The sequence below is a fragment of the Polaribacter vadi genome (genome assembly GCF_018861005.1).
GTDB classification, from domain to species: domain Bacteria; phylum Bacteroidota; class Bacteroidia; order Flavobacteriales; family Flavobacteriaceae; genus Polaribacter; species Polaribacter vadi_A.
Genome location: NZ_JAHKQL010000031.1, coordinates 176,166 through 191,201 on the forward strand (window position 1 = coordinate 176,166; position 15,036 = coordinate 191,201).

Genomic DNA, 15,036 nt, shown 5'->3' on the forward strand with positions numbered 1-15,036 from the left:
TAATTTTGAAATTGACGATAAAAAAAGTATTTTTACTAAAAATTTACAATGACAAGTATTTTAACAGGCGATATTATAAACTCTAGAAATGTAGCTACGCATCTGTGGTTACCTATTTTAAAAGATACATTTAATACTGTTGGAGCATCACCAAAAACTTGGGAAATTTATAGAGGAGATAGTTTTCAAATTGAAATTAATTCGATAGAAAAAGCGCTATTATTTGCTATAAAATTAAAAACAGCCTTAAAGAAAATTAAAAATTTAGATGTTAGAATTGCAATTGGAATTGGAGCTAAAAACGAAGCTTTTAAAAACATTACAGAAGGTAATGGAGAAGCTTTTATAAACAGCGGATTTGCTTTTGACAACATTCTAAAAAAACAAAATTTAGCTTTTAAAACACCTTGGTCTGACTTTGATAACATCTTAAACACATCTTTGTCTTTAGCTTTATTAACAATGGATAACTGGACCATAAACTCAGCTACTTTTGTAGAAATGTACTTAAACAAGCCAACAGTAACTCAAAAAATAATTGCAAAAGAATTAAACATATCAGAAAGTAGCGCTAGCGAACGTAGAAAAAGAGCTGGTTTAGATGAAATTATGCAATTAGAGCAGTTGTACAGAGATTTAATCAACAAAAAAACAACGAATTAATGTTACTCTTTTTAAAATTCTTATTGGCTCATATTTTGGGTGATTTTGTTTTTCAGCCAGAAAAATGGGTAACAGATAAAGAAAAAAAGAAAGTAAAATCTTTACGTTTATATTTTCATATAGGTGTACACGCTTTATCTTTATTAATCATTCTTTTTTTTGATATACAAAAATACTGGTTAGGTTTTCTGTTTATAATTACAACTCATTACAGTATAGATCTACTAAAATTATATCTTCAGAAGAAAAAAACGAAGCGAATTTGTTTTTTTATAGATCAGGTTTTACACATTTTAATGCTGATGATTGCTGCTTCTTTTTATGAAGATTTTAAATTATCCACAGAAAATATCATCACCAAAAAAACGTTATTACTATTAATTTTTATATTGATGGTTGTTTTTGTGTCAGCCATTATCATAAAAATAATAATTACACAATGGAATCCTGAAAAGAAAAAAGAAAACGATGATTCACTTGCCAAAGCTGGTAGATATATAGGTATTTTAGAGCGCTTATTTGTTTTTACTTTTGTAATTACAAATCATTGGGAAGGCATTGGTTTTTTATTAGCAGCAAAATCTGTTTTTAGATTTGGAGATTTAACATCATCTGAAGACAGAAAACTTACAGAATACATATTAATTGGTACTTTATTAAGTTTTGCCTTTGCTGTCTTTTTAGGAATTTTATATTTGTACCTCTTAAATTTTATATAAATAATGGAAGATAAAATCTTAGAAAGTATTGCTTATATTTTACCTGCTGCAGTTACAGGTTTTGTTGCATATTATATGTTTAACGGTTTTTTAAAACAACAAAATACCGAAAAAAAATTAGCAATAATGGCAGAGAAAAAGAAAGAATCTTTACCTATTAAATTGCAAGCTTACGAAAGAATGTTGCTGTTTTGTGAACGCATTAATCCTGTAAAAATGCTGGTAAGAATTAAACCCATATCAGAAAACACTTCTGATTATTTACAGTTATTAATTGCCAATATAGATCAGGAATTTGAGCATAATTTAGTACAACAAATTTATATTTCTGATGAAGCTTGGACAGCAATTATTGCTACAAAAAGAGCCATAATTAATAAATTACAACAAGCAGCAGAAACATCAAATTCTGCAAATGATTTTAGAGAAAATGTATTAATAGATTATTCTAAAACGCTACCACCAACTGATACTGCAATTAGTTTTATAAAAAGTGAAGTAAAAAAACTTTTATAATCAAAAAAAATATCCTTCTTAATTAAAAGAAGGATAGTTATTATGAAACCTAAGCCTCATAAAATTCGAGGGAATTATTTATTAATTGAAATAAACTTTACCTGGTACTAAACCAACTGTAAACTCATTCAATTCAACAAAAGAAGAAGCATCAAATATTTTTAATGTTCCATTTGAAACATAATCTTTAGCATCAGTTATATAAATTTTACCATCATTTACAGAGATACCGTAAACTGTAGTAGAAATAATTGAAGAAGTAGGAATTACTGACGCACTTTCACTCATTTGATAAACATCAGAAGAAGTAGAAAGATAAATATTCGAGTTACTAAAAACGAAGTTTCCTGGGTGAAAACCTGAAGCAAAATCTATAGTAGAACTAACAGTATTTGTACTTGTGTTTATAGTAACCAAACTCCCCAAAAGTTCTGGAGTACTCCAAGCACTTCCTTCGCAAGAAACTACTAGATTTCCACTATTATCAATAATCATTTCATCTGGCACATTACCAACAGTAATTGTAGATGTTACTGTATCTGAAGTTGTATCAATTACAGAAATTGTATTACCAGAACCCCAACCACCTTTATGAGAAACGTAAATAGTATTACCATCTGCAATAACTTGTTCAGGACCTTCTGCCACAGAAATTGTTGTAGAAATGGTGTTAGAAGCTAAATCTACAACAGCAATATAATCGTCTGTGGCATCACCACCTTCTCCCCAATTTGTAACATATCCTTTGCCATTTGCAAAAGCAATGTATCTTGGGTTACTTAAACCTTGAGAAATCTCTGTAATTTTTTCCATAGTATATCTATCTGCTATTGAAATTTTATTACCAACATTTGCTACTAAATAAGCATCATCTCCATTAAAACCTATAGATTGTAAAATTGTTCCAATATTTTCTCCATTTACAGCACTGTAAATACCAGATTCTTCTGTTAAATAGTCATCAGAAATAAAACTAACTGTTCCTGTTCCTCCAGAAAAAGCGCCTTCGTTGGCAATTAAAATTCCATTTTCATAATCTCCTTTAGGTAAATCTTCACCATCATCATTATTATTATTACAGGAAGAAAGTAATACACCTGATAATACTGTTAATAAAATTGCTTTTTTGATATTCATCATTTTAAAAATTTAAATTTGTTGTTAATTGAAAATTGACTCCAGGCATTGGCCTGCTTAAAGTATTTTGATAATAAGAATTGTAAATATTATTGATTTTAAAACCAATATTTGGTTTATTTTTTATTTTTAATAATTGATAATTTACCCCAACATTAGAAACTGAATAAGCAGGAATTGTATCAATTAAAAAAGTTACTTTATCATTTATTAAAGTTTGATAATAGAACTTAAAGTTTTTGTAATTATAATTTGCTAAAAAATTTGCTCTATTTTTTGGAACATAAATTAACTGAGTATTTGTATCTAAATCTTTTGCACTTGTATAAGAATAATTAGCATTTATTGAAAAAGAATGATTTTTGAAAGATCTTTTATAGTTTGTAGAAAACTCTAAACCAATATTTTTTGTTTGATTTATATTTATAGGACTCCAAATACCTGAATCATTTGGTGTCCATTGAATTAAATCTTTAGATTTGATATAAAATCCGTTTAACTGAATTTGAAATTTCTTAAATTTAATGGCATTACCAATTTCAAATTGATAAGAATTTTCTGATTTTAAATCAGGATTTCCTCCAGGATTCCAATACAAATCATTAAAAGTTGGTGTTCTAAAATTTTTAGAAGTATTAAAAGATAAAGTATAATTTTTACTGATTTTCTGTTCAATTCCTAAAGAATATAAAAAAGGAGCTTCAAAATCTTTTTGAAATTCTTTTCTAAACTGTAAACCATAACTTAAACTATTTGTAATTTGATGATTTAAAGAAAAAACTGCCGAAAAAATATTTCTTTGATGTGTTAAAAAGCTTGTACCTTCTGCTTTCGTAGATTCAAAACCAATAATTCCATTAATTTTTACTTTTCTAGTAAGAGAATTATTATAATCTACTTGTGTAATTTTTCTTTTGGTACTTCCAATAGAAAAGATATCTGAATTTTCTTTATTATCATAATATTTAAACTCATCAAAAAGATATGCAACTCTAGTTGTAATATTCTCTTTTGCTGATAAAAAACGATTCCATTCTAACAAGTTTTTTAAACTTATATCTTTATAAGAATCATTTGAAGGTGCATTTAAAGTTCTAGACAAATCTCTTTTAGAAAAGAAAGAAGAACCGTAAAACTTTAGCTGATTTTTAGGGTCAATTTTATACCCATAATTAACATCAAAATTGTAATTGTTAAAAGCACCATTGTCATTCTTTAAATTAGAATTTAAATATTTGAAATCGTTATCAGAAGCATTATACCCCAAACCAATATTTAAGTGATTTTTTTTATCAGATTTTACAAAATCGTAGCTTAAATGTTGCGTATTAATACTCCCATATTTTAAAAGAAGATTATTTTTAGTTATATTTTTAAAAGAAATAGTATTGTTTAAATGAACTGTACCTCCAATTGCACCACTTCCATACAAAACACCTCCACCTCCACTTCTTACACTTATATTATTGTAAGAATTTGCAGAAACTATATTAAAATCTGTTTGGCCATTTAATTGAGAATTAATGTTTATTCCGTTCCAAATAACAGCTGTTTGCGAAGCGTTTGTGCCTCTAAAAGATGGTGAAGAAACCATGCCCAAACCATTCTCTTTAAAATAAATAAATGAGTTAAATCGTAAAACATCTGTTAACGATTTAATGTTTTTAGTCACTAAACTATCAGAAATTAAAATACGACTATATCCCTTAGAAAAATCTTTCACTTTTAAAATTGATAGTGAAAAAGCATCTAATTTTACAGCAACTGAATCTTTTTGAGCGTGTAAATTACAAGCAACAAAAAACCACAAAACAATAAACAATACCTGTTTTAACTTCATATTTTTATCAAATCTTTATCCCGAAGATTAAATTAAAATTATGATTAAGGCAGGTCTCCTGACTCGTTTTAATGTTATTAGACCTTCCCAACTTAAAATGTCAGTGGCATAAGAATTAACAACATCCTTTAAAAAAAGTACTGAAACAAGTTCAGTATAAACTTACAGTTGCGGGTACAGTTCTGGCTTTAAACCAGATTCCCTTTTAATTTAATGTAAGACTATTCTTACATCAAAACCAAAATCTTTTGCAAATGTATAAGTATTCTTATCAAGAATCTAATAAAATCGTTTTGAAATTTAATATCTTTAAACTTTAATAATATTTAGATTTATGAGAATTGAAAATGATTTAAAATTGGGATTTAAAGATGTTATGATTCGTCCTAAACGATCTACATTAAAATCGAGATCTCAAGTTACTTTAGAAAGAGAATTTAAGTTTTTACATAGTAATATCGTTTGGAAAGGCATACCAATAATGGCAGCAAATATGGATACTGTTGGTACTTTTGAAATGGCAAAAGAATTGGCAAAACACAAATTATTTACAGCTGTACACAAACATTATTCTTTAGACGAATGGCGGGATTTTGCCACAAATTCATCCGAAGAAGTTTTAAAAAATATCGCTGTAAGTACAGGAACTGGAAAAGACGATTCTGAAAAAGTAAAAACTATTTTAAATGAATTTCCTCAAATAAATTTTATCTGTATTGATGTTGCAAACGGATATTCTGAACATTTTGTCAATTTTGTTCAAAAAATGCGCAAAAATCATCCGAATAAAATAATTATTGCTGGTAACGTTGTTACAGGAGAAATGGTAGAAGAATTACTTTTATCTGGTGCAGATATTGTAAAAGTTGGTATTGGGCCTGGTTCTGTTTGCACAACTCGTGTAAAAACCGGAGTTGGTTATCCACAATTATCTGCTATTATAGAATGTGCAGATGCTGCTCATGGAATGGGAGGACAAATTATTTCTGATGGAGGTTGTAAAATTCCTGGTGATATTGCCAAAGCTTTTGGTGGTAGTGCAGATTTTGTAATGTTGGGAGGTATGTTTGCTGGGCACACAGAAAGTGGTGGAGAATTGATAGAAAAAAATGGAGAAAAATTTAGAGCTTTTTACGGAATGAGCTCAGAAACTGCCATGAATAAACATTCTGGAGGCGTTGCTAATTATAGAGCTTCTGAAGGTAAAACAGTAGAAGTACCTTTTAAAGGTGATGTTGAAAACACAGTTATTGATATTTTAGGCGGAATAAGATCTACTTGTACCTATGTTGGCGCTAGCAGATTAAAGGAATTAACAAAAAGAACTACATTTATAAGAGTTCAGGAACAGGAAAATCAAATATATTCTTAATGAAGAGCGTAAATATCATCTATTTATTATTCTTGATTACTTTTCTTTCTTGCAAAAAAGAAATTGTAAAAGTTGATAAAAAAACACAAAGTAAAAGCACTATTAAATATGCTAAAGGTTTTGATATTCTTAATGAGAATGGCATTAAAAAGTTAATAATAAAATCTGCTTACAAAGGATCTGATGAAATTGCAAAATACATTATTAAAGCAAAAAAAGATAAAAATTCAAAAGCAGAAAATACCATCTTTACTCCTATTCAGCAAATTGTTGTGACATCTACAACACATATACCAATGGTTGAATTGTTAAACGAAGAAACCGCTATTATTGGTTTTCCATATTCTAAATATGTTTCATCAGAAAAAACAAGAAACTTAATTGATGCTGGAAAAATAAAAGAAATAGGTAAAGAAAGTTCGTTAAATACAGAGATTTTATTGGATTTAAAGCCTGAATTAGTGGTTGGTTATAGTGTTTCTTCTGCTGATAAATCTTTAACAACCATAAAAAAAGCCGGAATAAATGTTATTTATAATGGAGATTGGTTAGAAGAAACTCCTTTAGGAAGAGCAGAATGGATTAAGTTTTTTGGCGTTTTGTTTGATAAAGAACAACAGGCTGATAGTATTTTTAAGGTGATAGAAGCCAATTATAATGATGCAAAACAAATCGCTTTAAAATCGACTAAAAAACCTACAATTTTATCGGGTGCTATAATGAGCAAAGATATTTGGAATTTACCAGCTGGTGATAGTTTTGTTGCTCAATATTTAAAAGATGCCAATTGTAATTATTTATGGCAAAGCACAAAAGGAAAAGGAAGTTTGTCTTTAAGTTTTGAGAGTGTTTTTGATAAAGGTGCAGGTGCAGATTTTTGGATTGCTCCAGGCTACTTTTCATCAAAAGACCAATTATTAAACAGTAATGAATTATACTCAAAATTTAATGCTTTTAAAAAGGGAAATATTTTTACACCATCAACTAAAAAAGGAAAAACTGGGGGAGTTATATATTATGAGTTAGCACCAACAAGACCAGATTTAGTTTTAAAAGATGTCATAAAAATCACTAATCCTGATTTATTACTAAAGTACAAAATGACATTTTTTGAGAAAATGAAATAATATAAATAAAAAAAAACTCCAGATAAATTCTGGAGTTTTTCTATTTATAAAAGTCGGGGAATAATGACCTTATTTATAACTAAAGCTAAATTAAGACAATATTCACAATTTACATATATAATCAAGGGTAGTAAAGGGGTAGTATAAGGGTGGTAGTCGTTTTGTAGTATTTAAAATTCTATTTTACAGATAAATTTAAAGCTTCTTTTCTATTTTTTATATGTAATTTATCATAGATGTTTTTAATATGAAATTTTACAGTATTAATAGAAACATTCGCTATTGTAGCAATTTCTTTGTTCGATTTACCTTGTAATATTAAATCGAATATTTCTCTTTCTCTTATACTTAAAGTTGCTAATTTTTCTTTGTTTAAATGTTTATTGCCTTTTGCTTTTTTATCTTTTAATATTTTAGAGAAATTTCTAATCTCTTTTTTCATATAATTATTTTTCTTCCTTAATAATTTTTCTCTAGACAAAATAGCAAATCCAAATATTATAATTTGTATAAGACCACCAAGTTTTATATTAAAACCATCTGTATAAAATATAGAAATACCTAAATTTCGAAAAACAAAAGAATCTAAACCAGAAAACAATAAAATAGCAAACCCGAAAACAAATAACTTTGTAAAATTATTATTATTAATCAATACAAGTGCAGTTAGCCAGTAGGTTAATAACAATAAAAAAACCAATACATTTAATACAATAAATATATTATGGTTATTATAAAAATAGAAAATCAGAACAGATAAAATTACTAGACAACCTAAAGAATAAGTATAATATTTTAGTTTAGGATATACCTCTTTTAAATTTAGAAAATAATTAACAAATTTTGAAGAATAAAATGAAATTAAAATATAATTTAATAGAATTAAAATATTTATTTGACTAGAATTTAAACCAAATAAAACTAGAGTTCCATCTAATAAAAGAAACATTAAAGTAATGCTCATTAAAAAAAAACCATAATAAAAAAATGTTTTATCTTTAAAGAAAGAGTAGTAAAATAGCGAGTAAATTATAATTAAAAAAATGAATCCATAAAAAAATCCATTTAAATTAATGATCAGTTTTTCTCTAAAATCTGAATCCAATTCTTTATTTAATTCAAAAGGAAAATAAGAAACAAAATCTGAATTAACTTTAATATATAAATCATTTGTTCTTAAAAACTCAAAAGCTAAAAACCTTTCTTTTTCTAAAGGTTTTATTTCTTTAAAATTTTGAAATGCCTTAGAAAATTTAACTCTATTGGTCTTAACTTTAAAAATATAGGTTTCTTTTACATCTGACTTAGGAATTTTAAACCAAAAAGATGCATCTGAATGTGGTTCTAAAATTAGTTTTTCAATAGGTGTAAATTCTTTTTTTACAATGGTTTTAGAATTTAAACTATTATCAGAATCTTTAAAGTATAAAACATCAGTTTGAGCAAAACCCAAACCAGATATAAAGCATAAATAAATAAATATTTTAAATTTCCTTAACAATTTCGACTAATTTTCTGAAAAACCTATGGATAAAAAACCAATCAAATATAATAAAACTATTGCTGTTGTTGCTCTTGTTGCTGTTGTTTTAATTTATTAGAAAAATTAAATGCAGCTGTAGCATGAATTTTTGTGGTATCAAAAACAGGTACAGAAACATCTTCTTGCTTTATTAATAACGGAATTTCTGTACAACCTAAAATAACACCTTCTGCTCCATTTTCTAGTAATTTATTTATAATTTTAAGATAATTATCTTTAGACGTTTGTTTTATTACACCATCAGCTAATTCATTATAAATAACTCCATGAATTAAGTTTCTATCTTCTAAACCAGGGATAACAGCTTCTATACCAAATGAATTTAAAATATCAATAAAAAAATCTTTTTCCATTGTATATTTTGTACCTAACAAAATCACTTTTTTTAACTTTTTTTCTATAATTTTTTTTGATGTTGCTTCTGCAATATGAATAACTGGAATATTAACAGATTTTTGAACTGCCTCTATACATAAATGCATTGTATTTGCACAAATTAAAATACAAGTTGCCCCTGCTTTTTCTAGGTTTTTACCAGTATCAGCCATTTTTTCATCTAACAAATCCCACCTATTATTTTTCTGAAGGTTTGCAATCTCACCAAAATCAAAAGAATTGATTATAACATCTGCAGAATGTGGTTTACCTAAAGCTTTCGAATTTAATTCATTTAAAATTCTATAGTATAAAATAGTAGATTCTGGAGTTATACCTCCTATTAAACCAATTTTTTTCATAGTTTATTTTTTTTAAAACAAACTCTGTTGATTTTCATCATCAGAATTATCTTTTTTCTTTTGAATTGCTTTCTTTAAAAGCGCTTTCCTTTTTTCTTCTTTATCATCAGTATCTAAAGTTGCAGGTTTTTCTACAACAGGCACATCAATTGGTAATTTATTTTCTACAATTTCTTCACCTTCATCATTAACATCCTCAATAATTTCTTCATTTGGTTCTACAAAAGGCAACGACTTTAATAAATTTACATTTTTAATACGCTCTGTTGTTAATTGATTTCCAAGAGCTTTTATACCTTTTACAGCAATAAATTCTTCGAAATTAACTTCTTCATTTTCTAAACTTCTTTTAGAATATTGAACTTCTGCAATAGGTCTGTAATCTGTAGCAACAATTTCTAATTTAGATTTAGGGTGTTCTGAAATAAAAAGCTCTTCTTTTTCAAGAGTTTCTATCAAAAAGCGTTTTACATAATATTTTGCTTTTTCTCCATCAAAATAAATTGCAGATATTGGTTTATTAGGTTTCCATTTTTCTAAAACTATCATATCATCTTCAAAATGCATTGCTAAGTCTGGTTTAACAGCTTTGGCTTTTCCACTTTGTGATACAATTAGCAATTTATCTTCTGCTCTAAATTCACCCAACAAATCTCCTCTTTCATCAACATTTAAACGTTGTACAGTTTCATCAAACCAAATTTTACGAGGTTTTAAAGTTGATACTCCTGCTGATTTAAAATCGATACTTTTAATAGCAAATTTAGTAATTGTATTACCACGAACACTTCTTCCTTTTACTGATAAATCAGCAAAATCAATATCCCATTTTAGTTTTTTAATGCTACCAACAGCTCTTAAATTTATAGTAACCACTTCTGCTTCTCCATTAGGATTTGCTGTAAAATATAAAATTTTAGATCCTTTACTACCATTGGTTAAATCGTATTCTTTATCACGAGTTACAGCAGTAACTGCAAAACGTTTCATATAACTTGGTCCTCTTGCACCATCTTTATACATAAAATTGTACACAGTTCGTTTATCTTTCTTTTTAAAGACAGCAATGTGTATAATATCTTTACCTACAAAGGTTTTAGAATCAATTTTGGTAACCATCATTTTACCATCTCTTCTAAAAACGATAATATCATCAATATCAGAACAATCAGCTACAAATTCGTCTCTTTTTAGAGAAGTACCAATAAAACCTTCTTCTCTGTTTACGTACAATTTAGCGTTTTTCATTGCTACTTTTGATGCAACTATATCATCAAAAATTCTGATTTCTGTTTTACGCTCTTTTCCTTTTCCATAGGTTTCTTTTAAACGTTTAAAATAATCAATGGCAAACTCAATTAGGTTTGCTAAATGATCTTTAACAACTGCAATTTTATCTTCTAAACTTTCTATATGTTGTTTGGCCTTGTCAATATCAAATTTTGATATTTTCTTAATTCTAATTTCTGTTAAACGAACAATATCTTCTTCTGTTACTGCTCTTTTTAAATGAGTAATATGTGGTTGTAAACCTTTATCAATAGCTTCAATTACACCTTCCCAAGTTTCTTCTTCTTCAATATCTCTATAAATTCTGTTTTCAATAAATATTCTTTCTAAAGATGAAAAATGCCATTGTTCTTCTAGTTCATTTAACTGAATTTCTAATTCTCTTTTTAATAAATCTACTGTTAAATCTGTTGAGTGTTTTAGCATTTCAGAAACTCCTACAAAAACAGGTTTGTTATCTTCTATTGTACACGCTAAAGGCGATATTGAAGTTTCGCAATTAGTAAATGCATACAAAGCATCAATAGATTTATCTGGTGATACGTTTGGAGGTAAATGCACCAAAATTTCTACTTCTGCTGCAGTATTATCTTCAATCTTTTTTATCTTGATTTTACCTTTATCATTCGCTTTTAAAATACTATCAATTAAAGAAGATGTTGTTGTAGAAAACGGAATTTCATTAATCACCAACGTTTTTTTATCAAGCTGAGAAATTTTAGCTCTTACTCTAACCTTTCCTCCTCTTTTCCCATCATTATAATTCGAAAAATCGGCAATTCCACCTGTTAAAAAATCAGGCACAATTTTAAAACTTCTACCTTTTAAGTATTTTATAGAAGCGTCAATCAATTCATTAAAATTGTGTGGTAATATTTTGGTTGATAAACCAACTGCAATTCCTTCTGCTCCTTGAGCTAGCAATAATGGGAATTTTACTGGTAAATCTATAGGTTCTTTTCTACGACCATCGTAAGACAATTTCCATTCTGTTGTCTTCGGATTAAAAACGACTTCTAAAGCAAATTTAGACAAACGTGCCTCAATATATCTAGATGCTGCAGCTCTATCTCCTGTTAAGATATTACCCCAGTTTCCTTGCATATCAATCAGTAATTCTTTCTGACCAATTTGAACCATAGCATCAGCAATAGAGGCATCTCCATGAGGATGATATTGCATTGTATGCCCAACAATATTGGCTACTTTATTGTAACGCCCATCATCTAAATCTTTCATAGAATGCATAATTCTACGTTGCACAGGTTTTAACCCATCTTCTAAAGATGGTACTGCTCTTTCTAAAATTACATAAGAAGCATAATCTAAAAACCATTCTTTGTACATTCCTGTAACTTTGGTAATGGTTTCTTCTTGAGGTGAATCTAACTGTTCGCCTTCGTTGGTTAATTCTTCTTCGTGTTCGTTATCGTTTATTTCTTCACTCATTTAAAAAACGTTTATTCGTTTAAGAGTTTAATTGTTTATTCTTTGGGCGTTTTAACAGGCTTTACGTTATATCTTTTTATGAAAAATAAAAAGGATGCCACTTCAATCCCTAACACAAGCTTGTTTAACAACTTTTATCTTATTCTTTATCTTTTTTATAACCTATTTGTGTTCTTTCCTTTTTCTCTTCTTTTCGCTCAACTAATTCGTCCAAATAAGAAAATACGAGTTCTATATTTTTATCGTGATTATTCATTTTCTTTTTAATGTCTTCAATTTCTAATCGTAAACTCAAATTATCATTTAATAAATCACGCATTTTTGTAAATATTCTAATAATCTTAATATTCACTGATATTGCTCTATCACTATTTAAAACACTAGATAACATTGCAACTCCTTGTTCTGAAAAAACCATTGGAGCATATCGTAAACCCATTTTATCAGAATTGGAGGTCACAAATTGTGATCTCCAATTCTCAAACTCAATTTTAGTTAGTTCAAACATAAAATCTTCTGGAAAACGGTTTAGTTTTCTTTTTACTGCTTGTTTTAAAACTCTTGTTTCTACTTGGTACAATTCCGCTAAATCTCTATCTAACATTACTTTTTGATTACGGATCAAATAAATCTTATTAGAAATAATTTCATCAGGAACGATTAAATTCTCTTTTTTCATTTAGTTTTCTTTTATCGTAATCGTCAACTTCGCCTACAAGCTTTTAACTTTTTCAAATTGGAAATAAGTTTTTAAGCTTCATCTTCAACATAATCTAACTCAACTTTTAAATTTTGGATGATAAACTTCTGTCTGTCAGGTGTATTTTTACCCATATAAAACTGTAACATTTGCTCAATAGACATTTCTTTATCTAACATTACAGGATCTAAACGAATGTCATCACCAATAAAATGTACAAATTCATTTGGTGAAATCTCACCCAAACCTTTAAATCGAGTTATTTCTGGTTTTCCTCTTAATTTTGCAATTGCATCTCGTTTTTCTTCATCAGAATAACAATAAAACGTTTGTTTTTTGTTTCTAACTCTAAATAAAGGTGTTTCTAAAATATACAAATGCCCTTCTTTAATCAACTCTGGAAAAAACTGTAAGAAAAAAGTAATCAATAACAAGCGAATGTGCATACCATCAACATCAGCATCAGTTGCAATTACAATATTATTATATCTTAAATCTTCTAAACCATCTTCTATATTTAAAGCCGCTTGTAAAAGGTTAAACTCTTCATTTTCATACACTATTTTTTTACTCAGACCATAAGAATTTAAAGGTTTCCCTTTTAAACTAAAAACGGCTTGTGTATTTACATTTCTAGATTTTGTAATAGAACCAGAAGCAGAGTCTCCCTCTGTAATAAACAAAGTAGTTTCTAAATAATTTTCCTTTTTAATATCTCCCAAATGGATTCTACAATCACGTAATTTCTTGTTATGTAAACTGGCTTTTTTAGCTCTATCTCTTGCTAACTTACGAATTCCAGAAAGCTCTTTTCGCTCTTTTTCGGCTTGTAAAATTTTCCTTTGAAGTTTGTCTGCAATTTCTGTATTTCTGTGTAAAAAGTTATCTAATTTGGTTTTTACAAAATCGTTGATATACGTTCTTACAGTTGGCAACTCACCTCCCATTTCTGTAGACCCCAATTTTGTTTTTGTCTGACTCTCAAAAACAGGTTCCATAACCTTAATTGCAATTGCTGCAATTACTGATTTTCTAACATCAGAAGCTTCAAAATTCTTACCAAAAAAATCACGAATGGTTTTAACAATCGCTTCTCTAAAAGCAGATTGATGTGTTCCCCCTTGAGTTGTATGTTGCCCATTTACAAAAGAATAATATTCTTCTGAATATTGTGTTTTACTATGTGTAATCGCAACTTCAATATCATTGCCCTTTAAATGGATAATAGGATACAACATGTCTTCTGTATTGTTATTATCCTCTAACAAATCCTTTAATCCATTTTTAGAAAAGAACTTTTCTCCGTTAAAAATAATGGTTAAACCAGGATTTAAATACACATAGTTTTTAAGCATTTTTGCTACATATTCATTTCTGAACTTGTAGTTTTTAAAAATACTTTCATCAGGAATAAAAGAAACTTTGGTACCTTTTCTACGAGAACTTTCTTCTAAAAACTCTTCGTTTTCTAAATTTCCTTGGCTAAATTCTGCGGATGCTGATTTTCCTTCACGTGAAGATTCTACTCTAAAAAAGGATGATAATGCATTCACTGCTTTTGTACCTACACCATTTAAACCTACAGATTTTTTAAAGGCTTTAGAATCATATTTACCTCCAGTATTCATTTTAGAAACTACATCAACCACCTTTCCTAAAGGAATTCCACGTCCATAATCACGCACTGTAACTTTGCTTCCTTGTATAGAAATTTCGATGGTTTTCCCTGCACCCATCACATATTCATCAATAGAATTATCAAGAACTTCTTTAACTAGAATGTAAATTCCATCGTCTGCAGAAGAGCCATCACCTAATTTACCAATATACATTCCTGGACGCATTCTAATGTGTTCTTTCCAGTCTAAAGACCTGATATTATCTTCTGTATATTTTGTTTCTTGACTCATAAAATCGTTACTATGATTAGGTTTGATGTATTT

12 protein-coding genes and 1 riboswitch are annotated in these 15,036 nt (G+C 28.1%); of the genes, 5 read left to right on the top strand and 7 right to left on the bottom strand.

Going from position 1 to position 15,036, the window contains the following annotated elements; translation table 11 throughout:
- The first annotated feature begins 48 nt into the window (after positions 1–48).
- The 3 genes from KO506_RS13720 to KO506_RS13730 are packed head-to-tail and all read left to right on the top strand — an operon-like array spanning position 49 to position 1,898.
- Positions 49–663 carry a SatD family protein gene (locus tag KO506_RS13720; protein ID WP_215995488.1) on the top strand — a complete coding sequence of 205 codons (615 nt, stop codon included), beginning with the start codon at positions 49–51 and terminating at the stop codon, positions 661–663.
- The gene (locus tag KO506_RS13725; RefSeq protein WP_215995489.1) at positions 663–1,382 is read left to right on the top strand and encodes a DUF3307 domain-containing protein; all 720 of its coding nucleotides are present in this window, start codon (positions 663–665) and stop codon (positions 1,380–1,382) included. Before KO506_RS13720 ends, KO506_RS13725 begins: the two co-directional genes overlap by 1 nt.
- A gap of 3 nt (positions 1,383–1,385) precedes the next feature.
- The gene (locus tag KO506_RS13730; protein ID WP_215995490.1) at positions 1,386–1,898 is read left to right on the top strand and encodes a hypothetical protein; all 513 of its coding nucleotides are present in this window, start codon (positions 1,386–1,388) and stop codon (positions 1,896–1,898) included.
- An 81-nt stretch (positions 1,899–1,979) separates the two neighbouring features.
- Here KO506_RS13730 and KO506_RS13735 read toward each other — a convergent pair whose 3' ends face one another.
- Both KO506_RS13735 and KO506_RS13740 read right to left on the bottom strand, forming a co-directional pair.
- The gene (locus tag KO506_RS13735; protein WP_215995491.1) at positions 1,980–3,038 is read right to left on the bottom strand and encodes a YncE family protein; all 1,059 of its coding nucleotides are present in this window, start codon (positions 3,036–3,038) and stop codon (positions 1,980–1,982) included.
- A 1-nt stretch (position 3,039) separates the two neighbouring features.
- A complete protein-coding gene (locus tag KO506_RS13740; RefSeq protein ID WP_215995492.1) occupies positions 3,040–4,875 on the bottom strand; it encodes a TonB-dependent receptor plug domain-containing protein in 1,836 nt (611 codons plus the stop codon).
- A gap of 31 nt (positions 4,876–4,906) precedes the next feature.
- Positions 4,907–5,133, bottom strand: a riboswitch (cobalamin riboswitch).
- 76 nt (positions 5,134–5,209) lie between these two features.
- Between KO506_RS13740 and guaC the strand changes: the two genes are divergently transcribed.
- Together guaC and KO506_RS13750 are read left to right on the top strand one after the other, a co-directional pair.
- Positions 5,210–6,247, top strand: coding sequence for a GMP reductase (gene guaC, locus KO506_RS13745; RefSeq protein ID WP_215995493.1), 1,038 nt, complete (start codon positions 5,210–5,212; stop codon positions 6,245–6,247).
- A complete protein-coding gene (locus KO506_RS13750; protein WP_215995494.1) occupies positions 6,247–7,374 on the top strand; it encodes an ABC transporter substrate-binding protein in 1,128 nt (375 codons plus the stop codon). Before guaC ends, KO506_RS13750 begins: the two co-directional genes overlap by 1 nt.
- 178 nt (positions 7,375–7,552) lie before the next feature.
- Here the strand turns inward: KO506_RS13750 and KO506_RS13755 are convergent, their stop codons facing one another.
- The 5 genes from KO506_RS13755 to KO506_RS13775 form a co-directional block, all read right to left on the bottom strand.
- Complete coding sequence (locus KO506_RS13755; RefSeq protein ID WP_215995495.1) at positions 7,553–8,875, bottom strand: LuxR C-terminal-related transcriptional regulator; 1,323 nt, start codon at positions 8,873–8,875, stop codon at positions 7,553–7,555.
- Between the two features lie 56 nt (positions 8,876–8,931).
- A complete protein-coding gene (locus KO506_RS13760) occupies positions 8,932–9,654 on the bottom strand; it encodes an aspartate/glutamate racemase family protein (protein ID WP_215995496.1) in 723 nt (240 codons plus the stop codon).
- Positions 9,655–9,666: 12 nt separating this feature from the next.
- Positions 9,667–12,393 (bottom strand): DNA gyrase/topoisomerase IV subunit A, encoded by a 2,727-nt coding sequence (locus tag KO506_RS13765; protein WP_215995497.1) that lies wholly within the window; start codon positions 12,391–12,393, stop codon positions 9,667–9,669.
- Positions 12,394–12,532: 139 nt separating this feature from the next.
- Positions 12,533–13,072, bottom strand: coding sequence for an ORF6N domain-containing protein (locus tag KO506_RS13770; RefSeq protein WP_215995498.1), 540 nt, complete (start codon positions 13,070–13,072; stop codon positions 12,533–12,535).
- Between the two features lie 71 nt (positions 13,073–13,143).
- Positions 13,144–15,003: a DNA topoisomerase IV subunit B gene (locus tag KO506_RS13775; RefSeq protein WP_215995499.1), complete on the bottom strand. Its 1,860-nt coding sequence runs from the start codon at positions 15,001–15,003 to the stop codon at positions 13,144–13,146.
- Between the last annotated feature and the right edge of the window lie 33 nt (positions 15,004–15,036).